The sequence below is a fragment of the Falsochrobactrum shanghaiense genome, assembly GCF_003149535.1.
GTDB classification, from domain to species: Bacteria; Pseudomonadota; Alphaproteobacteria; order Rhizobiales; family Rhizobiaceae; genus Brucella; species Brucella shanghaiense.
Genome location: NZ_QGDB01000006.1, coordinates 35,333 through 57,948 on the forward strand (window position 1 = coordinate 35,333; position 22,616 = coordinate 57,948).

Consider the following 22,616-nt stretch of genomic DNA (forward strand, 5'->3'; position numbering starts at 1 on the left):
GGCTTCATGGTGCCCGCCTCGCGGCGCGGAATATGGGGATGGATATTTTTCGACTGGGCCGCGCAGCCGTTTTTTACGGTGGTGACGACCTTCATATTCGGCCCCTACTTTATTTCGCGCATGGCGCAGACGCCCGAAGCGGGACAGGCCGCATGGGGCTATGGGGTGGCGGCGGCGGGTTTGCTGGTCGCCATCCTTTCCCCCCTGTTGGGGGCGGTCGCCGACCGGACAGGCGCGCGCAAGCCGTGGATTGCGTTTTTCGCCGCCCTGAAAATCATCTCCCTGTCATTGCTGTGGTTCGCCGAGCCGGGCGCAAGTCTCTTCTGGGTTCTGCTGGTCTTTGCCATTGCGATGGTGGCAGCGGAATTTTCCATCGTCTTCAACGATTCCATGATGCCGCGGCTGATCGCACGGGAAGATATTGGGCGGGTTTCCAATATTGCATGGGGGCTTGGCTATCTTGGCGGCATGATCGTGCTGATCTTCATCGTACTTTTTCTTTCGGCCTCGCCGGAAACAGGAAGGACGATCATCGGTATCGAGCCGCTATTCGGGCTTGATCCGGCCAGGGGCGAGGATGCGCGCATTGCCGGGCCATTGGCGGCGGCATGGTATTTCATCTTCATCCTGCCGATGTTCCTGTTTACCCCTGATGCGGCGAAGGGAGAGCCGCTTGCAAAAGCCATGCAGGCCGGGCTTTCGGAACTGAAAATAACAATTGCCGAGCTGCGCCAGCGCCCCGGCATCATGCGCTTTCTCATCGCCCGGATGATTTATCAGGATGGCGTCAATGCCCTGCTTGCCCTTGGGGCAGGCTATGCGGCGATATTGTTTGGCTGGTCGATCACGGAAATCGGGCTTTTCGGGATGATCCTCAATGTAATGGCGGTCTTCAGCTGCCTTGCGGCAAGTAGGCTTGATACGAGGCTTGGCTCGAAGGTCGTCGTGCTGGCTTCAGTCCTGCTCCTGCTTCTGGCATCCCTCGGCATCGTATCGACGGGGCACGAATATACTTTATTCGGGCTGATTTCGTTTGACGCTACCGAGGCCGACGGGCTTTTTGCAACGCCTGCCGAACATGTTTTTCTGTTTTACGGATTGATGATCGGAGCCGCTTTCGGGCCGGTGCAGGCATCGTCGCGGTCATGGTTCGCGCGCAGTATCGAGCCGCAGGAATCGGGGCGCTATTTTGGTATTTACGCGCTGGCAGGACGAGCCACCAGCTTTATGGGGCCGTTTCTGGTGGCAAGCGTCACCACGCTCAGCGGTTCAGCGGCGCTGGGCATGTCGGTTCTGATTGCGTTTTTCGCCGTCGGTTTCATCCTGGCAAAGACAACGCCTTATCCGGCCAACAATATTTGAGCGATCGCTGATTATTCAATCCAGTTGAGCGAACGCTGCACGGCCTTCTCCCATGAATGGAAAAGGCGGCTGCGTTCCTTCTCGCTCATTTTGGGATGCCAGCGCTGGCCTACCTGCCAGTTTTCGATAATGTCGTTGGTGCTTTTCCAGTAGCTGACGGCAAGCCCCGCGGCATAGGCAGCGCCGAGCGCTGTGGTTTCGATGATTTTGGGCCGCACCACCGGCACATCGAGAATATCGGACTGGAATTGCATGAGAAGCTGGTTGACCGTCATGCCGCCATCGGCGCGCAGTTCGGTGATCTCGACGCCTGAATCCTTGACCATGGCTTCGAGCACTTCGCGCACCTGATAACAGCTTGCTTCAAGGGCTGCGCGGGCGATATGCCCCTTATTGGCGAAACGGGTAAGGCCCGCAATGATCCCGCGTGCGGAATCATCCCAATGCGGCGCATAAAGGCCGGAAAAGGCTGGCACGAAATAGACGTCGCCATTGTCATCAACCGTGCGGGCGAGGGTTTCGATGTCGCTGCTATTCTTGATGACGCCGAGATTATCGCGCAGCCATTGCACGAGAGCGCCGGTAATGGCGATGGAGCCTTCCAGCGCATAGGCGGGCTTTTCGTCGCCCAGCCGGTAAGCGACGGTCGTCAGCAGGCCGTAATTGGAAGGCACCAGTTTTTCGCCGGTGTTCATCAGCATGAAGCAGCCGGTGCCATAGGTATTCTTGGCTTCGCCCGGCTTGAGACAGGCCTGACCGAAAAGCGCTGCCTGCTGGTCGCCGAGGATGCCTGCAAGCTTGACGCCTTCAAGCGCAGACAGGGTGATCTCGCCATAGACCTCGCTGGAGGAGCGGATTTGAGGCAGGCAGGCCGATGGGATTTCAAACAAGCGCAGAATTTCCTCGTCCCATTGCAATGTGGCGAGGTCCATCAACTGCGTGCGCGAGGCGTTGGTCACATCGGTAATATGAATGCCGCCATTCGGGCCGCCGGTCAGCTTCCAGACAAGCCATGAATCGATCGTGCCGAAAAGCGCATCGCCTGCCTGCGCTTTTTCACGCGCGCCGGGAATATGATCGAGCAGCCAGCGCAGTTTAAGGCCGGAAAAATAGGTCGAGATCGGCAGGCCGGTTTTTTCGCGCAAACGGTCAGCACCGCCATCCTTCACGAAATGGGCGACCAGTTCGTCAGTGCGTGTATCCATCCACACCAGTGCATGGTGAAGCGGTGCGCCGGTTTTCCTATCCCACAAAAGCGTGGTTTCGCGCTGGTTGGTGATGCCCACGGCAGCAATGTCAGAGGCGCGCAATCCGGCCTTTTTCAGTGCGCCATCGATGACATGCTGCGTATTGCGCCAGATTTCCGTTGCATCATGCTCCACCCAGCCCGCCTTGGGATAGATCTGCTCATGCTCGCGCTGGTCCATGGCGACAATATCGCCGTTGCGGTCAAAAATGATGAAGCGCGAACTTGTGGTTCCCTGATCGATGGAACCGATATAGCGGGTCATGGGCGGTGCTCCTCCAAACGAATGCAGGCGAAACCATACGAAACGCGGGGACCAAGAAAAAGCCCCGGAATGATGGATTCCGGGGCTTTTCAAATGTGTTAGAGCTTTGATTGAGGCTTAATGCCGGAAATGGCGCATGCCGGTCATGACCATGGCAATGCCATGTTCGTCGGCTGCGGCGATCACTTCATCATCGCGCATGGAGCCGCCGGGCTGGATGACGGCGGTGGCGCCAGCCTCGACCGCTGAAAGCAGGCCATCGGCAAAGGGGAAGAAGGCGTCGGAGGCCACCACGCAGCCCTTGGTCAAAGGCTCTGAGAGGCCCGCCGCCTGAGCCGCATCTTCCGCCTTGCGCGCGGCGATACGCGCCGAATCAACGCGGCTCATCTGGCCTGCGCCGATACCCACCGTTGCGCCGTCTTTCACATAGACAATGGCGTTGGATTTGACATGCTTGGCGATGCGGAAGGCGAATTTCATGTCGTTGAGTTCGGCTTCGCTTGGGGTGCGCTTGGTCACGACCTTGAGATCGAGATCGTCAACGACGCCATTGTCGCGCGACTGGACCAGCAGGCCACCGGCAACCGTCTTTGCCGCAATGCCTTTGGCGCGCGGGTCCGGCAGACCGCCGGTCACGAGCAGGCGCAGGTTCTTCTTGGCGGCAACGATGGCTTTTGCGCCTTCGGTCGCGTCGGGTGCGATGATGACTTCGGTGAAAATCTTGACGATTTCTTCGGCTGCTTCCTCATCGAGCGTCTTGTTGAGTGCGACAATGCCGCCGAAAGCGGAAACCGGATCGCAGGCCAGCGCCTTGAGATAGGCTTGCCTGATGGTGGTGGCTTCCGCAACCCCGCACGGATTGGCGTGCTTGATGATGGCAACCGCTGCGGTGCGGGCCGGATCGAATTCGGCGACAAGCTCGAAAGCGGCATCGGTATCATTGATATTGTTATAGGAAAGCTGCTTGCCCTGAAGCTGGGTCGCGGTGGCGACGCCGGGGCGCTGTTCGCCTGTCAGGTAGAAGCCTGCATTCTGATGCGGGTTCTCGCCATAGCGCATGACCGAATGCAGCTTGCCTGCCACCGAGCACCAGACCGGCGTTTCTTCTTCGATGGCTTGCGCAAACCAGTTGGAGATCGCTGCATCATACGCGGCGGTGCGCGAAAAAGCCTTGGCGGCAAGCTGTTTGCGGAAGGAAAGCGGCAGCGAGCCATCCTGCTTTTCCATTTCCGCGATCACATTGGCATAATCAGCGGGGTCGACCACGGTGGCCACATAGGCATGGTTTTTGGCGGACGCGCGGATCATGGCCGGGCCACCAATGTCGATATTTTCGACGGTGGTGTCGTAATCACCGCCCTGAAAGCGCACTTCCTCGAACGGATAGAGGTTGATGACGGCCAGATCGATGCCGCCGATCCCATGTTCTTCCATCGCCGCGATGTGTTCGGGGTCATTGCGCACGGCGAGAAGACCGCCATGGACCGCCGGATGCAGCGTCTTTACGCGCCCGTCCATGATTTCCGGAAAGCCGGTGACTTCGGAAACGTCCTTTACCGGGATGCCTTCAGCGGCAATCGCCTTGGCGGTGCCGCCGGTCGAGAGGATTTCGACGCCATGCTTGTGAAGCGCCTTGGCGAAATCGATCAGGCCGGTCTTGTCGGACACGGAAAGGAGGGCGCGGCGCACCCGATGCAAATCGGGAGCGGGAATATGTTTTGAGCTGACAGCCATGGAAAATGGTCTCTTCGTTGCTGAAGCGTTTTGCATTCAGGAAGGGTGGACGCAGGCGGGTTAGCACAGGAAAGGCAGGAATCCTACCTTAAACTGCAACACCTCACGCATAGCTGCCGATGGCGATGCGGCTGAATTGCCAGTTCACTTCCGGAAGTTCGGATGCCGGGAAGGACAGGACGATCTGTTTTGACGTCACGGGACCGCGAAAACCGGCGAAGAAAATGCTGTCTTCGAGTTGCGGCGCAACCTCGAAACAGGAAAAGGCCCATGTATCGTCATGATCGGCGCTCAGCACGATCAGGCCATTTTCGTCGAAGGAAATATCGACCGATGGGTGGATATGAAAACGCACGGCAATATTATCGCGCCCATTGGCTTTGAGCGCTTTTGCGTCGCCGCGATAAAAGCGGTCCGCGCCCTGAATGACGCTGCCATTATGCGACAGGACCATGCGGCGCTCATGGAAAATCCCGAAAAGCCGCACATAGCCGTCATGGCTGGCGACGAAACCCTGCCGTCCCAAGTCTTCCACTCGGTCGCGCTGCACTCTGGTCGGCCCGGCGATGATCGGCGTGCCGATCATGCTGGAAAGCCCGGCATTCTGGCTGAACCGGCAGGAGGAAGTGTCGTTGATGGTGACGGTCGAATGGGCGGCGGTCGAGCGCCCCAGCGGACGAAATTCCGATGGGCCGTAGCGGTCGATGCCGGAATTGACGATATAGCGCTGGCGACCCGATGACATTTCAAAGGCAAGGCAACCCGCATGGGCATCGCGCGAGGCGGTGACAGGCGGATGCAGGCCGGTATCAGCGATCACGGTGGTCGAGCCCATCGAGAGCCGTTCATAGCCGGAATAGGGCGCATGGGTCAGCGGGGAACCCGCCGTTTCATCATGGCGCAGGACCGAGATGATGCGCTCGGGCATGGTCGGTCCGACGCCGTTGAAAAGCGCGAGGCTGCCATCCTGATGGCGGAAAAAGCGCAGGGCGGGCAACATGCGTTCAACCGCTTCGATAAGCGCTTTGGGTGGTGCTTCGGTGCCGTTGGCATAGGTCTGGCGCAAGGGCAGCAGATCGGCCAGAAGCTCCAATATGGTTGCCGGATTGCGGGAGATATGACCGCCATCGGGCAGGATCTGGCGTTTAAGCTCATATTCGAGATTGCGCCGCGCCGCGCGTGCGGTCGGCGGTGAGACGGGCAGGGCAAGGGCTGCAAAGGCAAGGGCTATGCGGGCGCGCAGGCGCTCTTCGCCGTCATCCATGGCGGAGGCTGCGGTGCGCAGATAGCGCACCTGCATGGCAAGAGAGCGCATGAATTTGCGATAGGCGGGCAGTTCCGCACCCGACAGGATGAGATTGGAATGTTGCAACCACGCGATGATGCGCTGTGCCGTGACCTGCGGCGACCAGGCCAGCCCGCCGATGCGTTTGCCATAAAGGCGCATCCAGTCATCGATAAGCGCACGCGCATTGGCGGTCGCAAGTTCGCTATTGGCGCTTTTGAGGTGGCGCAGCCAGCCAAAGCCATGCAGCGCCGCTTCCCATTCCGGCGTCGGCGGCTCGACGGCGAAAGGCGATAATCCGCCGGTTTCGACCAGACGACCGGCAAGGGCGAAACGACCGTGATAGAATTCCTGCGCAAGCTGCGGATCGGCGACGCGAAGGTCAGGCGGGGCAATGAGAATGCGCTCGGGCGTGAAGCCGGTGAAGCGCCAGCGATAAAGCGGCCCCATGCGCAGGCGACGGCTGAAACTGCGCCAAGCCTGTGCGAGTGCCAGTCCCCAAAGATGCGGGGTTTCGCTCAGCGCCACTGCCACCTGTTCGTTCTCCGTATCGTTTTTCATTGTCCTGCGGCCAGATGGAAGGGCCGATTCCCTTGCAGGGCACGACCTTGCGGATTCGTGCCTTTATACAATTCTATAGAATGGTGAATCGAGTGTTAACCATACCGGGCGCGCGCGTCCGATTTGGCAATTTCAGCGATTTTTCCAGTTTACGAACGCCGTTTGAACCGTGCGGCGAAGAAGCCGTCCATGCCGGCCATGCGCGGATTGCCATCAAAGTGCCCGGCGGGAAGGTCTGCCGGGGTGGAGCGCAAAAAGCCTTCTTCCGTAATCAGGCCATCCAGACCCGGACAGTCATCGGGCGTGATCGGAGAGGGTTCCAGCAGCGGGTTTTGCGCGGCTTCCCGCGCCACCAGCTCGCCTTCCTGCGGGTGCAGCGAGCAATTGGAAAAGACGATTGTGCCGCCCGGCTTTACCAGAGCGGCTGCATGGGCCAGCAATTTTGCCTGAAGCTGAGCCAGCTTGTCGATGTCAGCTTGCGTCTTGGTCCATGGCACATCGGGATGGCGGCGGACGGTGCCGGTGGATGAGCAGGGCGCATCGAGCAGCACGGCATCAAAAAGCTCGTCCGGCTTAAAATCGAGGAGATTTGTTGCAATGGTTTCCGCGTCAAAGCCCAGCCGTTCGAGATTGGAGCGCAGGCGTTTGAGCCGGTTTTCAGAAAGATCGAGCGCCGTTACCTTCGCGCCCTGAGCCGCAAGTTGCGCCGTCTTGCCGCCGGGGGCTGCGCAAAGATCGGCAACGCGCTTGCCGTCAATATGGCCCATCAGCCGCGCAGGCAGGCTGGCTGCAACATCCTGCACCCACCATTCGCCCTCGGCAAAGCCGGGGAGTTCGGTGAGCGCGCCGTCCACGGTCTCAAGCCGCACCGAGCCATTGGGGAGGGCCGTACCACCAAGCTTTTCCGCCCATATTTGCGGGTCGCCTTTTACGGTGAGATCGATGGGCGGTTCATAGGCGTGCATGGCAAAGATTGCCGCTGCCTTTTCAGTGCCATAGGCTTGCACGATGCTTGTTGCAAACCAGTCGGGAACGTTGAGTTCCGGCTGCAAATGATGGGCGAGCGCGCGTTCCTTGTTGCGTGAGAGCCTGCGCAAAAGAGCGTTGACGAGGCCCGCATATTTGCGATTGCGCGGGTCGGCATTGGCGGCTTCCACGGCCAGATCGACGGCAGAATGATCGGGCAGGTCGAGATAGAAAATCTGGGCGACGGCGACATGAAGCAGATGTTTGAGCGCCACCGCATTTTCCGGCAAAGGCCGGTCGAGACGTTTGTTTATGGCGCGCTCGATGGCGCCGCGATTGCGCAGCGCCGAACCAAGAATGGCGCGAACCAGCGCGCGGTCGCGCGGCTCCAGCGCCAGATATTGCGGATGGCCGTGGCTGTTGTCGGTCAGCCCGTCGAGCGAAGTGTTTTTCTCAATCACCGCGCCAAGCAGGCGCGCAGCACATAAACGCGCTGCCAGACCGGGGCGGCTGGTGGCTAACGATTTGTCGTTTCGGCGCCTTTGCGCGGGCTTTGCTTCACTCAATGTTGCTCTTCTTGGTTTTCTTGGGATCAGGACCATGGGCCCCGGAAACCGGAACCGCCATTATTGCTACCGCCTGCATTACCCCATGGACCGCTGCTTTGGGAAGGGGGAGTTGGTGCGGACATCGCGGCGGAGCGAATACCCAGTTCGGAAGCCATCTGTTCAAGGGCTGCAATGCGGTTATCGGTGTCGGGATGGGTCGAGAACAGATTGTCGGCACCACGTCCGCTCAATGGGTTGATGATGAACATATGCGCCGTTGCGGGATTGTGTTCGGCTTCCTCGTTGGGAATGGCTTTTGCGCTGCGGGCGATCTTGCCCAGAGCGGATGAAAGCCAGAGCGGATTGCCGCAGATTTCAGCGCCACGCCGGTCGGCGGCATATTCACGCGTGCGGCTTACCGCCATCTGCACGATCATGGCGGCAAAAGGCGCAACGATCATGGCAAGGATCGTGCCGATCACGCCGATGATGCCATTGCCGTTTTCGCGGTTTCCGCCAAGGAAAAAGGCGAAATTGCCAAGCATCGAGATCGCACCGGCAAGGGTAGCGGTAATCGTCATGGTCAGTGTATCGCGGTTTTGCACATGGGCCAGTTCATGCGCCATGACGCCTGCGACTTCTTCCGGCGTCAGGCGCTGGAGAAGGCCGGTTGTCGCGGCAACGGCTGCATTTTCCGGGTTGCGGCCGGTGGCAAAAGCGTTCGGCTGGTCCTCATGGATGATATAGACCTTTGGCATGGGCAAGCCTGCATTGGCGGCAAGGCCGCTGACCATGCGGTAATAATCGGGGGCGCTGCGTTCATCCACTTCCTGCGCATTATACATGCGCAGCACCATCTTGTCTGAATTCCAGTAGCCAAACAGGTTCATCGCGACCGCGACGACGAGCGCGATCATCATGCCGCCGCCACCGCCCAGCAGATAGCCGATGCTCATGAACATGACCGTCATGAGCGCGATCAGCATGGCCGTTTTCATCATATTCATATGTCGCGGTCTCCAAACAGGTTTTGCACCGGAACTCTTTCTGCCTATATGATGGGTATGAAAAGGCTTTCCTTCAATAATAGCCGGGCTTCAATAATGGAATACAGGCGGATGAACGAGAAAAACGACGCAACAGAAATTCGCGAAGATGCAGCGCCGCGCGCCTTTGACGATCTGCCGCCAGCAGCGCAGCGGGCGCTGAAGGAAGCGGAAGAACGCCGCGCCGCCGAAAAGGCATCTCAGGCACCGCGCGAAATTGGCGGACGTGGCGGCAAGGACCCCGCGCGTTATGGCGATTGGGAGATCAAGGGGCGGACTATCGATTTTTAGGTTTAAACAAAAGGCCGGGAATTTCCCGGCCTTTTGGTTTTATGATGGCATTATTTCTTGTTCTGCCGGTTTTCGATCAGATCGTCCACCACGCCCGGATCGGCAAGCGTCGAGGTGTCGCCCAGCGCGCCGAATTCATCCTCGGCGATCTTGCGCAGGATACGGCGCATGATCTTGCCTGAACGGGTCTTGGGCAGGCCCGGCGCGAACTGGATCTTGTCCGGCGTGGCGATAGGGCCGATTTCCTTGCGCACATGGCCTACCAGCTCCTTGCGCAATTCGTCGGGGTCCTGATCTTCGGCGCCGGTCATCAGCGTGACATAGCAATAAATGCCCTGTCCCTTGATCGGATGCGGATAGCCGACCACGGCTGCTTCCGAGACGGAATGGTGCGAGACGAGTGCCGATTCGATTTCCGCCGTGCCCATGCGGTGGCCGGAAATATTGAGCACGTCATCGACGCGGCCGGTGATCCAGTAATAGCCGTCCTCGTCACGGCGGCAGCCGTCACCGGAAAAATACATGCCCTTATAGGTGGAGAAGTAGGTTTCGATGAAGCGCTTGTGGTCGCCATAAACAGTGCGCATCTGGCCGGGCCAGCTATCGGAAATGCACAGATTGCCATCGGCCACGCCTTCGAGCACTTCCCCTTCATTGTCCACCAGAACCGGCTTGACGCCAAAGAAGGGACGGGTTGCCGAGCCGGGCTTGAGATCGGTTGCGCCGGGCAGGGGCGTAATGAGAATGCCGCCATTCTCGGTTTGCCACCACGTATCGACGATGGGGGACCTCTGGTCGCCCACGACGTTGTAATACCATTCCCACGCTTCCGGGTTGATCGGCTCGCCGACGGAGCCCAGAAGCCGCAGGGACGAGCGCGAGGAGCGGGTGACGAATTCGTCGCCGGCACCCATCAGCGAACGCAGCGCGGTCGGAGCGGTATAGAAGATGTTGACATGATGCTTGTCGACCACTTCCCAGAAACGGCCCTGATCGGGGAAGTTGGGCACGCCTTCGAACATCAGCGTGGTCGCGCCATTGGCCAGCGGGCCATAGACGATATAGGAATGACCCGTCACCCAGCCCACATCCGCCGTGCACCAGTAAATGTCGCCGTCATGATAGTCGAAGACATATTGATGGGTCATCGAGGCATAGACGAGATAGCCGCCGGTGGTGTGCAGAACGCCCTTCGGCTTGCCGGTGGAGCCGGACGTGTAAAGGATGAAGAGCGGATCTTCCGCATTCATGGGTTCGGGTTCGCAATGCGGCTCGACGCTGGCAACTTCCTGATGATACCAGAGATCGCGGCCCGGACCCCAGCTTACCTTGCCGCCGGTGCGGCGCACGACCAGCACCTTGTTGACCATGACATATTGCTTGGCGGCAATGTCGATGGCGGTGTCGGTGTTTTCTTTCAGGGGGACCGGCTTGCCGCCGCGCACGCCTTCATCGGCGGTGATGACGAAGGTGGATTCACAATCGACGATACGGCCTGCCAGCGCTTCGGGTGAAAACCCGGCAAAGACGACCGAATGCACCGCGCCGATGCGGGCGCAGGCGAGCATTGCGTAAGCGGCTTCCGGGATCATCGGCAGATAGATGGTGACGCGATCGCCCTTCTTGACGCCATGCTTCTTGAGCACATTCGCCATGCGGCAGACGTTTTCATAAAGCTCGCGATAGGTGATCTTGTTGTCGATATAGGGATTGTCGCCTTCCCAGATGATGGCAACCTTGTCGCCGCGGCTCTTGAGATGGCGGTCGATGCAGTTATAGGAGACGTTGGTGACGCCATCCTCATACCATTTGATCGAAACGTCGCCGTCGAAGCTGGTGTTCTTGACCTTGGTGAAGGGCTTGAACCAGTCAATACGCCGTCCGTGCTTGGCCCAGAAGCCATCAGGGTCGGTCACGCTCTCCTCGTACCATTCCAGATAGGTCGCATTGTCGATGAACGTGTTCTTCTTTGCCTCCGGCAGTACGGGGTAAAGCTTGTCCGACATAAAATCCTCCTAACGTCCGGCGATCCTCGCGCCGTAATCGACAGCATGCATCAGGGCATGGCCGTCGCCAGACTCATCTACAGTTCATATTCGATAAGGTAAATTAGACAATGGGATCGCCTATGGTCCACAGTGACGCAGCACAAAAAATCAACAGAATGGCAGCACTCCGGTTTGATTGGTGCTAACATATTGTTTTTACTATTTAAAAACTAATTTCAGCGATTATCTGTCATAATGAAGCAGTTAACAGGCTCTTTATAAAAAGGGGAAATCGCCATGACGACGTCCGCTTTTAATTCAAAATCGGCATTCGAATTGCAGCTTGCCGGTTACGGGCTGACGACAGCAAAACTGTTCTACCATATGCCGGATCATCCGCACCTGCTCCAGTTGTTTGTCTGGCAGGAATATGATCTTGCGCCGGATTTTCCGGCGCTTTATCGCTTCATCGAGTTCTGGCAAAAGAAAATCGACGGCCCGCTCCATTCGGTCAGCTATGCCCATTGCCGCCTGCTGGGACCGTCAGACTGGAAGAATGTGACGGGCGAGATCGTGCTGCATTGAGGTGCATGCGATCAGGCAGGCGGGGAATAATCACGCCCGCCGAAAATCGCCGAGCCGACGCGCACGGAAGTTGCGCCAAAGCCGATGGCCGTTTCATAATCGCCCGACATGCCCATGGAGAGCTTTTCGACGCCTGCCTCGCGGGCCAGTTTTTCCAGAAGCGCAAAATGCGGCCCCGGATTTTCCTCTGCGGGCGGGATGCACATCAGCCCTTCTATCGCAAGGCCGTGATGGCTGCGGCAGCGCTCGACAAAGGCGGCAGCGTCTTTGGGTTCGATACCTGCTTTTTGCGGCTCAAGGCCGGTATTGACCTGCACATAGAGTTTCGGGCTTTTGCCCTGTTTTCGTATTTCCTTGGCAAGTGCTGCGGCGATCTTTTCGCGATCCACCGTTTCGATCACATCAAACAGTGCCACCGCATCCGCAGATTTGTTGGATTGCAGCGGGCCGATGAGATGCAGCTCGATGCCGGAATAGGTTTTGCGCAATTGCGGCCATTTGCCTTGTGCTTCCTGCACGCGGTTTTCGCCAAAGACGCGCTGACCCGCATCAAGCACGGGGCTGATTTCCCCGGCATCGAAGGTTTTGGATACGGCAACGAGCGTTACTGAATCTTTATCGCGACGCGCTTCCTTTTCGGCAGCGGCGATCTGGCCTTTGACCATATTCAGGTTCGCTACAATATCAGACATGGAACTCTCGCTTTCAGGCTTTTCGTGCGCAAAAACTTGACGCTTTCGCCAATACGTGGTGAAGGTCGCCGTTAAATAACGACTCTTTCTATGTATCATCTTCATACGAGTAAACACGCACATGGCAGCCGAACGTTATAATCCGCGCGTGGCGGAAGCTCATTGGCAAAAAGTCTGGGAAGAAAACCGGACTTTCGAGACGGACAATAGCGATCCGCGCGAGAAATATTATGTGCTCGAAATGTTTCCCTATCCGTCGGGGCGCATTCATATGGGCCATGTGCGCAATTATGCGATGGGCGATGTTGTCGCCCGCTACAAGCGCGCCAAAGGTTTCAATGTCCTGCACCCGATGGGTTGGGACGCGTTCGGAATGCCTGCGGAAAACGCCGCAATGCAGAACAAGGTTCATCCCAAGGAATGGACCTATCAGAACATCGCCACGATGAAGCGCCAGCTTAAATCCATGGGCCTGTCGCTCGACTGGACGCGCGAATTTGCGACCTGCGATGTGGAATATTATCACCGCCAGCAGATGCTGTTCATCGATCTTTATGAAAAGGGGCTGGTGACGCGCAAGACCTCCAAGGTCAACTGGGACCCGGTCGACAATACCGTGCTTGCCAATGAACAGGTGGTGGACGGGCGCGGCTGGCGGTCGGGGGCGCTGGTGGAGCAGCGCGAACTGACGCAGTGGTTCTTCAGGATCACCGATTTCAGCGAGGAATTGCTGGCCGGTCTCGACACGCTCGACCAGTGGCCGGACAAGGTTCGCCTCATGCAGAAAAACTGGATCGGCAAGTCGGAAGGCCTGCAGGTCCGCTTCGCGCTGGATGAGAAGACCGCACCGGAAGGTTTTTCGGAAGTCGAGGTCTATACGACCCGCCCGGATACGCTGTTCGGTGCATCCTTCGTGGCGGTCGCCGCCGATCATCCGCTGGCGAAGAAGCTGGCGCAGAGCAATGAGGTGCTGGCTGGTTTCATCGATGAATGCCACCATGCAGGCACTTCGCTTGCGGCGCTCGAAACCGCCGAAAAGAAGGGCATCGATACCGGCGTCAAGGTGAAGCATCCCTTTGACGAGAACTGGGAACTGCCGCTCTATGTCGCCAATTTCGTGCTGATGGAATATGGCACGGGTGCGGTTTTCGGCTGCCCCGGCCACGATCAGCGCGATCTGGACTTTGCCAATAAATACGGTCTCAAGGTTACGCCCGTCGTATTGCCCAAGGGCGAGGATGCGGCGAGTTTCAGCATTGGCGAAACGGCCTATACCGATGACGGCGTGATGATTAATTCGCGCTTCCTTGACGGCATGACGCCGGAAGCGGCTTTTGAGGAAGCCGCCAGCCGTCTGGAAAAGACCGATCTTCATGGTCGTCCGCAAGCGGCGCGCAAGGTGCAGTTCCGTCTGCGCGACTGGGGTATTTCGCGCCAGCGCTACTGGGGCTGCCCGATCCCGATGATCCATTGCGAAAGCTGCGGCGTCAATCCGGTGCCGCGCGCCGATCTGCCGGTCAAGCTGCCCGATGATGTGGAATTCGACCGTCCGGGCAATCCGCTCGATCGCCATGCGACGTGGCGGCATGTGAAATGCCCGAAATGCGGCGGCGATGCGCGTCGCGAAACCGATACGATGGACACGTTCGTCGATTCGTCGTGGTACTATACGCGCTTCACCGCGCCGTGGGAGAACGAGCCGACGGATCGTGCGGTGGCGGATCACTGGCTTCCGGTCGATCAGTATATTGGCGGGGTCGAGCACGCGATCCTGCATCTGCTTTATTCGCGCTTTTTCACCCGCGCCATGAAAGTGGCCGGTCATGTCGGCATCGACGAGCCGTTCAAGGGCCTGTTTACGCAGGGCATGGTGGTGCATGAAACCTACAAGGCCGACGGCCAGTGGGTGGCGCCAGCCGATATTCGTCTCGAAGAGGTGGATGGCAAGCGCCATGCCACGCTGATTTCGACCGGCGCGCCGGTGGAAATCGGCTCCATCGAGAAAATGTCGAAATCGAAGAAGAATGTGGTCGATCCCGACGACATCATCGCTTCCTACGGTGCGGATACGGCGCGCTGGTTCATGCTCTCCGATTCCCCGCCGGAGCGTGACGTGATCTGGACGGAAGCCGGTGCGGAAGGCGCGCATCGTTTTGTCCAGCGCGTCTGGCGGCTGATTTCGGAATCCGCTCCCGCGCTCAAGGATGTTCTGCCGGCAGCGGGAACGCAGGGCGAGGCGCTTGCCGTCTCCAAGGCGGCGCATAAGGCGGTCAAGGCGGTTGGCGACGACATTGAAAAGCTCGCTTTCAACCGTGCCGTCGCGCGGCTTTACGAATTGGTGAATGCGCTTGCCGCACCATTGCAGCAGGCGGCATCCGGCAAGGCCGATGATGAACTGAAAGCCGCGCTGCGCGAAGCGACCGAAATGCTTCTTGTGATGCTTGCGCCGATGATGCCGCATCTGGCCGAACAATGCGTGGGCGAGCTGGGCGGCACGGTTGCGGGCGAGCAAACGCTGGTGGCGCGCGCTCCGTGGCCGACATTCGATCCGGCGATGATCGTGGAAAACGAGATAATTTTGCCGGTCCAGATCAACGGAAAGAAGCGGGGGGATTTGACAATCGCCCGCGACGCTGATCAAGCTAGCATCCAGCAGGCGGTGCTCGAACTTGACTTCGTCAAGGCCGCGCTCAATGGGGGCACGCCGAAAAAGATCATCGTGGTGCCGCAAAGGATCATCAATGTCGTTGCCTGATCGCCTCGCTTTCACATTCAGGCGCTTTCGCGTCGTCTTCGCCGCACTTGCTGCGACTGTGCTCATGGCAGGCTGCACGGTGCAGCCGCTTTATTCGTCGGGCAGTGCGGGCAGCACGATTGGCGGCAGTGTCGCGCCGGATATGCGAGCCAAGCTTGCGTCGGTCGCAATCGATCCTGCGGGCGACGTCTTCGGCCAGCAGGTGCGCAACAGGCTGATCTTCCTGCTGGGCGGCGGCGCGGGTGAACCGGCCAACCCGGTCTACAGGCTGCGACTGGGATTGAGCCAGTCGACGCTTTCGGCAGTCAGCGTCGATATTGGCGACAGGACCGACCGCACCGGGCGGCCTTCAGCGGGCATGGTCAAGGCGACGTCGAATTTCGTGCTGTTTGATCGTGACGGCAAGCCATTGGCGAAAGGCACGCGCACGGCGACCGCTTCCTTTGATCGTCCGCGTCAGGAATTCGCCAATCTGCGCGCCGAGCGCGATGCGCGCAAGCGCGCCGCCGAAGAACTGGCGGAGCAGGTTTATCTGGCGCTTGCCATGCAGCTTTCAAAGCTCTGAACAAGAAAACGGCGGGCCAATGACCCGCCGTTTTGCTTTATGCGGATAGCGCCTGTGGTCAGGCGATTTTCTGGCCGGTCTTCGCCCAGTCGGCGAGGAAGGCTTCGAGGCCCTTGTCGGTCAGCGGATGCTTGACCAGCGCCTTGAGCGTTGCAGGCGGCACGGTCGCGACGTCGGCGCCGATTAGCGCTGCTTCCTTGACGTGGTTGACCGTGCGGATGGATGCGGCAAGAATTTCCGTGCGGAAATCGTAATTGTCGTAGATCGTGCGGATTTCGGCGATCAGTTCCATGCCGTTGATGCCCATATCATCGACGCGGCCGATGAAGGGCGAGATGTAGGTCGCGCCGGCCTTGGCTGCGAGAAGCGCCTGATTGGCCGAAAAGCAGAGCGTGACATTGGTCTTGAGGCCTTCGGAGCTCAATTTCTTGCAGGCCTTGAGGCCATCGAGAGTGAGCGGAACCTTGATGCAGATATTGTCGGCCAGCTTGGAAAGCACGGCTGCTTCCTTGATCATGCCGTCAAAATCGGTTGCAGTGACTTCGGCTGAAACCGGGCCATCGACGATGCCGCAGATTTCCTTGGTGACTTCGAGAATGTCACGGCCTGATTTTGCGATAAGAGAGGGGTTGGTGGTGACGCCATCAACCAGTCCAAGATCGTTGAGTTCGCGGATTTCCTTGACGTCCGCAGTGTCGACGAAAAACTTCATAACAGCGTTCCTCCATAATGAGCGCGGGTGTGAGGGAGTTAAATCCATTTAAATCCCGGAAGGTGGCTTTTCTTTAGCGCAAAGCCGCGCCAAGGTCACGCAGACATGTCGAAAGATTCGCACGATATTTCAGGTCTGTTCGCGCAACACTCTCCCAGAGTGGTGCCGGTGCTCGTCCCCATGCCTGCTGAACGACCCTATTCCTATATGGTGCCGGAAGGGATGCAGGTCCAGCCCGGTTCCATCGTGCGCGTGCCTTTAGGTCCGCGCGAGGTTGCCGGAATCGTCTGCGCGGGGGAAACAGATGCGGTCGATGCGAAAAAGCTGCGTGCGATCGCGGAGGTTTTTGATTGCCCGCCGGTCAATGAAGAGATGTTGCGCTTCATGCGATGGGCGGCGGACTATACGCTTTCGCCACCCGGAATGGTGGCGCGCATGGTGCTGCGCGCGCCTGCGGCTTTCGATCCCGAACCGCATGTGCCGGGACTTCGCTATCATGGCGGCGAGCCGGAACGCATGACGGATGCGCGCGCCCGCGTGCTGGAGCTTGCCCGCAGCGGCCTTGCCTGGACGCGCTCCGGACTTGCCCATGCCGCAGGCGTCTCGCTGACGGTGGTCGATGGGCTTAAAGCGCAAGGGCTGTTTCAGGAAGTGTTGCTGCCGCCGCCCGCCGTGGTGGCGCGGCCCGATACGGATTATGCGCGCGCGACATTGTCGGAAGACCAGCAGGCGGCGGCGGAAATGCTCTCGGAAGCCGTTGAAGCGGGTGGTTTTTCGGTCTCGCTGCTTGACGGCGTGACCGGATCGGGCAAGACGGAGGTCTATTTCGAAGCCGTCGCCAAGGCACTTGATCAGGGCAGGCAGGTGCTGATTCTCTTGCCCGAAATAGCGCTCACCCAGCAGTTTCTCGACCGATTCCATGATCGTTTCGGCGCAAAGCCTGCCGAATGGCATTCCGATCTCGCGCCAAGGACGCGCGAGCGCGTCTGGCGGCAGGTGGCGGAAGGCACGGTGCGGGTGGTGGCGGGTGCGCGTTCGGCGCTGTTTCTGCCGTTCAGGGAACTGGGGCTGATCGTGGTCGATGAGGAGCATGATCCCGCCTACAAGCAGGAAGACCGTGTCTTTTACAATGCGCGCGACATGAGCGTCGTTCGTGGCCACATTGGAGCTTTTCCGGTGGTGCTTGCGTCGGCCACGCCGTCTATTGAAAGCCAGGTCAATGCCGATCAGGGCCGCTACAGGCGAATCAAGTTGTATGGTCGTTATGCGCAAGCCGCGTTGCCCGATCTGAAAACCATCGATATGCGTCGCTCGCCGCCACCACCGGGACGGTTTTTATCCCCTGCGCTCACTGAAGAGGTCGGCAAAACAGTCGAACGCGGCGAACAGGCGCTGCTGTTTCTCAACCGGCGCGGCTATGCGCCGCTGACCTTGTGCCGTGTCTGCGGCCATCGCTTCCAGTGCCCGCAATGTTCAAGCTGGCTGGTCGAGCATCGTTTTCGCGGGCAGTTGATGTGCCATCAATGCGGCTATCACGAGCCGGTGCCGGAAGCCTGCCCCGAATGCGGGACGCTCGATCATCTGGTCGCCTGCGGTCCGGGCGTGGAGCGGATTGCCGAGGAGGTCGCGGCAACGTTCAACGAGGCGCGAATCATCGTTCTTTCGTCTGATATGGCGGGCGGGGTAAAACGTCTGCGGCTGGAACTCGACGCGATTGCAAAGGGTGAGGCGGATATTGTCATCGGCACGCAGCTCGTCGCCAAGGGGCATAATTTTCCGAATATGACGCTGGTGGGCGTGGTGGATGCCGATCTGGGTCTTGCCAATGGCGATCCGCGTGCGGCTGAGCGCACGTTCCAGCTTCTCAATCAGGTGACGGGTCGCGCGGGGCGTACGGGTCGCAAGAGCCTTGGTCTCATTCAAACCTACCAGCCTGATCATCCGGTCATGCGGGCGATTGTCAGCGGCGATTCGGAGGCTTTTTACGCGCGCGAAATCGAGGAGCGGGAACGAAGCCACCTGCCGCCGTTCGGGCGGCTCGCAGCACTTATAATTTCTGCCGACAACCGGGCTGACGCGGAAAATCATGCGCGCGCCCTGCGCCGCGCAGCCCCCGCGTCGCCGGAGATTTCGGTGCTGGGGCCTGCCGAAGCACCGCTGGCGCTGGTGCGTGGGCGCTATCGGTTCCGCATTCTGGTGCACGGCACGAAACGCGCTGATATTCAAGGCTTTATCAGGGCCTTGCTTGCTGCCGCGCCGAAAGAACGCGGCTCGCTGCGTGTGCAGATTGACGTCGATCCGCAGAGTTTTCTTTGATAAAGCTGGCAGGAACCACGAGGTAAAACAAATGGATCTTTATCTTCCTGCAAGTACGGGCGAGTGGCTCGCCTGGAGTTCGGCGGCGATCACGGCCTTTCTGGGCGCGGTCATGTTCTTTGCGCCGGGGCTGTCGATGAAATTGCTCAGGCTGCAGCCCGCCCACGGACGGGCCGAGGCTTATGCGTCGATCCGCGCCACCATGGCGGGTTTCTATCTTGGCACGGGGCTTGGCTGCCTTGTTTTCGCGCAGCCATTCCTGTGGGTGGTGCTGGGGGCAGGCTGGGGGTTCGCGCTTTTTGGCCGTTTTATTTCAATGATGTCTGATCGGGGCGCAAGTTTTTACAACATATTTGCGGCCATCATCGAATTCATGCTCATGGCCGGCCCATTGCTCTATGCTTTCGGCTTTGTGGCCTGATTTTCCGGTCGCTAAAGGAGTGTCCATCCCATGCGGGAGGCAGGCAGTCGTTTTGTTTAACCAGAAAATGCACCATAGCTTACACAAAAGTGCGGGATTCGCGTGTTGCGAGTCCCGTTCGTCTATGCTAGACGGCATTCACATTTCGGTGTTGGCGCGCCCGCGCGTCAATAGTTCTCCGGAAAGATTCAATAAAATCATCTGGTTGGATTCCTGTGTCCCGATAGGCTCCAGAAAGATGATTTCAACGCAGAGAGCAGGTTGTTCGTGGCAGAAACGTCTTCGCTCATTTCAGGTGTCGCCCAGCGTTACGCCGGATCGCTATTCGAGCTTGCTCTCGAAGCGAATTCCGTGGCAGCTGTGGAAAAAGATCTTGACCGTTTCGAGGCGCTTCTGAGCGGAAGCGAAGACCTCAAGCGTTTGATCTCCAGTCCGGTCTTTTCTTCAGAAGACCAGTTGCAGGCGATCGGCGCGGTAGCCGACAAGGCGGGCATAACGGGCCTCGTCGGCAATTTCCTGCGTGTGATCGCGCATAACCGGCGCCTGTTTGCGCTGCCGGGCATCATTGCCGCTTTCCGCCAGATCGCAGCCGAGCATCGCGGCGAGATTTCCGCGGATGTCGTTTCCGCGCATGAATTGACTGCTGCACAGCAGAATGAATTGAAGGCAACGCTGAAGGGTGTTGCCGGCAAGGACGTGGCGATCAACGTCACCGTCGATCCGTCGATCCTCGGCGGTCTTATCGTCAAGATGGGTTCGCGTCAGATCGACACGTCCCTTCGCACAAAACTTTCTTCTCTCAAGCTTGCACTGAAAGAGGTCGGCTGATGGACATCCGCGCCGCGGAAATTTCCGCTATCCTGAAAGAGCAAATCAAGAACTTCGGCACGGAGGCTGAGGTCTCCGAGGTCGGGCAGGTTCTGTCCGTCGGCGACGGTATCGCCCGCGTCTATGGTCTGGACAATGTTCAGGCCGGTGAAATGGTCGAATTCCCCGGTGGCGTTCGCGGCATGGCGCTGAACCTTGAAAGCGATAATGTCGGTGTCGTTATCTTCGGTGCCGACCGCGACATCAAGGAAGGCGACGTCGTCAAGCGTACCGGCGCGATCGTCGACGTTCCGGTCGGTCCGGAACTGCTGGGCCGTGTTGTCGACGCTCTCGGCAATCCCATCGACGGCAAGGGCCCGATCAAGGCCAAGGAACGTCGCCGCGTCGACGTCAAGGCTCCCGGCATCATTCCGCGCAAGTCGGTTCATGAGCCGATGTCGACCGGCCTCAAGGCCATCGACGCCCTGATCCCGGTTGGCCGCGGCCAGCGCGAGCTGGTTATCGGCGACCGCCAGACCGGCAAGACCGCAATCATTCTCGACAGCTTCCTCAACCAGAAGCCGATCCACGATAATGGCCCCGACCAGGACAAGCTTTACTGCGTCTATGTCGCTGTCGGCCAGAAGCGTTCGACCGTTGCGCAGTTCGTGAAGGTTCTCGAAGAGCGCGGCGCGCTCGAATATTCGATCGTGATCGCGGCTACCGCTTCCGATCCGGCTCCGATGCAGTATCTGGCTCCGTTTGCGGGCTGCGCCATGGGCGAATATTTCCGCGACAATGGCCAGCATGCGCTGATCGGCTATGACGATCTGTCCAAGCAGGCTGTCGCCTACCGCCAGATGTCGCTGCTGCTTCGTCGTCCTCCGGGCCGTGAAGCTTATCCGGGCGACGTTTTCTATCTCCATTCGCGCCTGCTCGAACGCGCTGCCAAGCTCAACGACGAAAACGGCGCCGGTTCGCTGACCGCCCTTCCGGTCATTGAAACGCAGGGCAATGACGTGTCGGCCTTTATTCCGACCAACGTGATTTCGATCACCGACGGCCAGATCTTCCTTGAAACCAACCTGTTCTATCAGGGCATTCGTCCTGCCGTGAACGTTGGTCTGTCGGTTTCCCGCGTTGGTTCCGCCGCGCAGGTCAAGGCGATGAAGCAGGTTGCCGGTTCGATCAAGGGTGAGCTCGCACAGTATCGTGAAATGGCGGCCTTCGCCCAGTTCGGTTCGGATCTGGATGCTTCCACGCAGCGCCTGCTCAATCGCGGTGCCCGCCTGACGGAGCTTCTCAAGCAGCCGCAGTTCTCGCCGCTCAAGACGGAAGAACAGGTTGCCGTGATCTATGCCGGCGTCAACGGCTATCTCGACAAGCTCGCCGTCAATCAGGTCGGCAAGTTCGAACAGGGACTTCTCGCTTCGCTGCGCACCGAGCACAAGGACGTGCTTGAGAGCATTCGCGATGAGAAAGCCCTTACCGACGACATCAAGGCAAGGCTCAAGGCAGCGGTTGACGCTTTTGCCAAGTCCTTTGCCTGAATTTTGTGACGGGATGAACGGATGCCTTCACTAAAGGATCTGAGAAACCGTATCGCCTCGGTCAAGGCGACGCAGAAGATCACCAAGGCGATGCAGATGGTCGCCGCGGCGAAGCTGCGCCGTGCTCAGGAAGCTGCGGAGGCCGCACGGCCCTATTCGCAGCGCATGAGCGCCGTTCTGGCAAATATCGCCCAGAACGTTTCCGGTGAAGATGCGCCGGCCCTGATGGCCGGTACGGGCAAGGACGACGTGCATCTGCTAGTCGTCTGCACCGCGGAGCGCGGCCTTTGCGGCGGTTTCAACTCGCAGATCGCACGTCTTGCGCGCGATCATGCGCGTAAGCTGATTGCCGAAGGCAAGACGGTCAAGATCATCACGGTCGGCAAGAAGGGCGCGGATATTCTGCGTCGCGAATTCGCCGAACTGCTGATCGATCATGTCAACTTGCGCGAAGTCAAGCAGCTTGCCTTCGTTCATGCTGATCAGATCGGCCAGAAGGTGATCAAGCTGTTTGAAGAAGGTGCCTTCGATGTCTGCACCTTGTTCTATTCCGAATTCAAGTCGGTGATCAGCCAGGTTCCGACCGCGCAGCAGCTCATTCCGGCAAGTGCCGATGGCGATGCCGGTGCGCAAGCTGCGGGCGAGGCGATCTACGAATATGAGCCGGATCCTGCAGAAATCCTGAGCACTTTGATTCCGCGTAATATTTCCGTGCAGATTTTCCGCGCCTTGCTGGAAAATGTCGCCGGGGAAATGGGCGCGAAGATGAGCGCGATGGACAATGCAACGCGCAATGCGGGTGATATGATCAACGCTCTGTCGATCACTTATAACCGCCAGCGTCAGGCGCAGATCACCAAGGAACTGATCGAAATCATTTCGGGCGCAGAAGCGCTCTAGAGTTTGGTTTTACCGCGTGAT

At 58.9% G+C, this 22,616-nt stretch carries 18 protein-coding genes; 10 read left to right on the top strand and 8 right to left on the bottom strand.

The genetic code is table 11. The features are described 5' to 3' along the window. Positions 1 to 6 precede the first annotated feature (6 nt). The gene (locus tag DKP76_RS14915) at positions 7 to 1,362 is read left to right on the top strand and encodes an MFS transporter (protein WP_109707729.1); all 1,356 of its coding nucleotides are present in this window, start codon (positions 7 to 9) and stop codon (positions 1,360 to 1,362) included. An 11-nt stretch (positions 1,363 to 1,373) separates the two neighbouring features. Here the strand turns inward: DKP76_RS14915 and glpK are convergent, their stop codons facing one another. The 5 genes from glpK to htpX all read right to left on the bottom strand — a co-directional run bounded on the left by glpK (position 1,374) and on the right by htpX (position 8,974). After that, the gene (glpK, locus tag DKP76_RS14920) at positions 1,374 to 2,873 is read right to left on the bottom strand and encodes a glycerol kinase GlpK (protein WP_109707601.1); all 1,500 of its coding nucleotides are present in this window, start codon (positions 2,871 to 2,873) and stop codon (positions 1,374 to 1,376) included. 117 nt (positions 2,874 to 2,990) lie between these two features. Beyond that, entirely contained in the window at positions 2,991 to 4,607 is a 1,617-nt protein-coding gene (gene purH, locus DKP76_RS14925) for a bifunctional phosphoribosylaminoimidazolecarboxamide formyltransferase/IMP cyclohydrolase (protein ID WP_109707602.1), read from the bottom strand. A 103-nt stretch (positions 4,608 to 4,710) separates the two neighbouring features. Next, entirely contained in the window at positions 4,711 to 6,453 is a 1,743-nt protein-coding gene (locus DKP76_RS14930) for a heparinase II/III family protein (RefSeq protein WP_109707603.1), read from the bottom strand. A gap of 149 nt (positions 6,454 to 6,602) precedes the next feature. Then, entirely contained in the window at positions 6,603 to 7,985 is a 1,383-nt protein-coding gene (locus tag DKP76_RS14935) for an RsmB/NOP family class I SAM-dependent RNA methyltransferase (protein WP_109707604.1), read from the bottom strand. A 26-nt stretch (positions 7,986 to 8,011) separates the two neighbouring features. Then, the gene (gene htpX, locus DKP76_RS14940; RefSeq protein WP_109707605.1) at positions 8,012 to 8,974 is read right to left on the bottom strand and encodes a zinc metalloprotease HtpX; all 963 of its coding nucleotides are present in this window, start codon (positions 8,972 to 8,974) and stop codon (positions 8,012 to 8,014) included. Positions 8,975 to 9,085: 111 nt separating this feature from the next. On the opposite strand from htpX, the gene DKP76_RS14945 reads away from it, so the two are divergent. Beyond that, the gene (locus DKP76_RS14945) at positions 9,086 to 9,304 is read left to right on the top strand and encodes a DUF1674 domain-containing protein (protein WP_109707606.1); all 219 of its coding nucleotides are present in this window, start codon (positions 9,086 to 9,088) and stop codon (positions 9,302 to 9,304) included. A 50-nt stretch (positions 9,305 to 9,354) separates the two neighbouring features. On the opposite strand, the gene acs is transcribed toward DKP76_RS14945, so the two are convergent. Then, complete coding sequence (acs, locus tag DKP76_RS14950) at positions 9,355 to 11,310, bottom strand: acetate--CoA ligase (protein ID WP_109707607.1); 1,956 nt, start codon at positions 11,308 to 11,310, stop codon at positions 9,355 to 9,357. A 279-nt stretch (positions 11,311 to 11,589) separates the two neighbouring features. On the opposite strand from acs, the gene DKP76_RS14955 reads away from it, so the two are divergent. Then, on the top strand, positions 11,590 to 11,877 hold the full coding sequence (locus DKP76_RS14955) for an usg protein (RefSeq protein WP_109707608.1): 288 nt from the start codon (positions 11,590 to 11,592) through the stop codon (positions 11,875 to 11,877). Positions 11,878 to 11,888: 11 nt separating this feature from the next. On the opposite strand, the gene DKP76_RS14960 is transcribed toward DKP76_RS14955, so the two are convergent. Continuing rightward, on the bottom strand, positions 11,889 to 12,569 hold the full coding sequence (locus DKP76_RS14960) for a YggS family pyridoxal phosphate-dependent enzyme (RefSeq protein WP_109707609.1): 681 nt from the start codon (positions 12,567 to 12,569) through the stop codon (positions 11,889 to 11,891). 121 nt (positions 12,570 to 12,690) lie between these two features. On the opposite strand from DKP76_RS14960, the gene leuS reads away from it, so the two are divergent. Together leuS and lptE are read left to right on the top strand one after the other, a co-directional pair. Continuing rightward, positions 12,691 to 15,324, top strand: a complete 2,634-nt coding sequence (gene leuS, locus DKP76_RS14965) for a leucine--tRNA ligase (protein WP_109707610.1) — start codon at positions 12,691 to 12,693, stop codon at positions 15,322 to 15,324. Beyond that, entirely contained in the window at positions 15,311 to 15,889 is a 579-nt protein-coding gene (gene lptE / locus DKP76_RS14970; protein ID WP_109707611.1) for an LPS assembly lipoprotein LptE, read from the top strand. Before leuS ends, lptE begins: the two co-directional genes overlap by 14 nt. Positions 15,890 to 15,947: 58 nt before the next feature. Here the strand turns inward: lptE and fsa are convergent, their stop codons facing one another. Then, positions 15,948 to 16,601 carry a fructose-6-phosphate aldolase gene (gene fsa / locus DKP76_RS14975; RefSeq protein WP_109707612.1) on the bottom strand — a complete coding sequence of 218 codons (654 nt, stop codon included), beginning with the start codon at positions 16,599 to 16,601 and terminating at the stop codon, positions 15,948 to 15,950. 105 nt (positions 16,602 to 16,706) lie between these two features. Here fsa and DKP76_RS14980 point away from each other — a divergent pair, with 105 nt between their 5' ends. The 5 genes from DKP76_RS14980 to DKP76_RS15000 all read left to right on the top strand — a co-directional run bounded on the left by DKP76_RS14980 (position 16,707) and on the right by DKP76_RS15000 (position 22,595). Beyond that, a complete protein-coding gene (locus tag DKP76_RS14980) occupies positions 16,707 to 18,917 on the top strand; it encodes a primosomal protein N' (RefSeq protein ID WP_109707613.1) in 2,211 nt (736 codons plus the stop codon). Between the two features lie 31 nt (positions 18,918 to 18,948). Continuing rightward, the gene (locus DKP76_RS14985) at positions 18,949 to 19,338 is read left to right on the top strand and encodes an AGROH133_08824 family phage infection protein (protein ID WP_109707614.1); all 390 of its coding nucleotides are present in this window, start codon (positions 18,949 to 18,951) and stop codon (positions 19,336 to 19,338) included. 267 nt (positions 19,339 to 19,605) lie between these two features. After that, complete coding sequence (locus DKP76_RS14990) at positions 19,606 to 20,166, top strand: F0F1 ATP synthase subunit delta (RefSeq protein ID WP_109707730.1); 561 nt, start codon at positions 19,606 to 19,608, stop codon at positions 20,164 to 20,166. After that, positions 20,166 to 21,695, top strand: a complete 1,530-nt coding sequence (gene atpA / locus DKP76_RS14995; RefSeq protein ID WP_109707615.1) for a F0F1 ATP synthase subunit alpha — start codon at positions 20,166 to 20,168, stop codon at positions 21,693 to 21,695. Before DKP76_RS14990 ends, atpA begins: the two co-directional genes overlap by 1 nt. Positions 21,696 to 21,716: 21 nt before the next feature. Further along, positions 21,717 to 22,595 carry a F0F1 ATP synthase subunit gamma gene (locus DKP76_RS15000; RefSeq protein WP_109707616.1) on the top strand — a complete coding sequence of 293 codons (879 nt, stop codon included), beginning with the start codon at positions 21,717 to 21,719 and terminating at the stop codon, positions 22,593 to 22,595. Positions 22,596 to 22,616: the final 21 nt, after the last annotated feature.

Bases quoted from the DNA above. Each gene is read 5' to 3' on its own strand.
- DKP76_RS14915 (WP_109707729.1), top strand. From the start codon at position 7: ATGGTGCCCGCCTCGCGGCGCGGAATATGGGGATGGATATTTTTCGAC.
- glpK (WP_109707601.1), bottom strand. From the start codon at position 2,873: ATGACCCGCTATATCGGTTCCATCGATCAGGGAACCACAAGTTCGCGC.
- purH (WP_109707602.1), bottom strand. From the start codon at position 4,607: ATGGCTGTCAGCTCAAAACATATTCCCGCTCCCGATTTGCATCGGGTG.
- DKP76_RS14930 (WP_109707603.1), bottom strand. From the start codon at position 6,453: ATGAAAAACGATACGGAGAACGAACAGGTGGCAGTGGCGCTGAGCGAA.
- htpX (WP_109707605.1), bottom strand. From the start codon at position 8,974: ATGAATATGATGAAAACGGCCATGCTGATCGCGCTCATGACGGTCATG.
- DKP76_RS14945 (WP_109707606.1), top strand. From the start codon at position 9,086: ATGAACGAGAAAAACGACGCAACAGAAATTCGCGAAGATGCAGCGCCG.
- acs (WP_109707607.1), bottom strand. From the start codon at position 11,310: ATGTCGGACAAGCTTTACCCCGTACTGCCGGAGGCAAAGAAGAACACG.
- DKP76_RS14955 (WP_109707608.1), top strand. From the start codon at position 11,590: ATGACGACGTCCGCTTTTAATTCAAAATCGGCATTCGAATTGCAGCTT.
- DKP76_RS14960 (WP_109707609.1), bottom strand. From the start codon at position 12,569: ATGTCTGATATTGTAGCGAACCTGAATATGGTCAAAGGCCAGATCGCC.
- leuS (WP_109707610.1), top strand. From the start codon at position 12,691: ATGGCAGCCGAACGTTATAATCCGCGCGTGGCGGAAGCTCATTGGCAA.
- lptE (WP_109707611.1), top strand. From the start codon at position 15,311: ATGTCGTTGCCTGATCGCCTCGCTTTCACATTCAGGCGCTTTCGCGTC.
- fsa (WP_109707612.1), bottom strand. From the start codon at position 16,601: ATGAAGTTTTTCGTCGACACTGCGGACGTCAAGGAAATCCGCGAACTC.
- DKP76_RS14980 (WP_109707613.1), top strand. From the start codon at position 16,707: ATGTCGAAAGATTCGCACGATATTTCAGGTCTGTTCGCGCAACACTCT.
- DKP76_RS14985 (WP_109707614.1), top strand. From the start codon at position 18,949: ATGGATCTTTATCTTCCTGCAAGTACGGGCGAGTGGCTCGCCTGGAGT.
- atpA (WP_109707615.1), top strand. From the start codon at position 20,166: ATGGACATCCGCGCCGCGGAAATTTCCGCTATCCTGAAAGAGCAAATC.
- DKP76_RS15000 (WP_109707616.1), top strand. From the start codon at position 21,717: ATGCCTTCACTAAAGGATCTGAGAAACCGTATCGCCTCGGTCAAGGCG.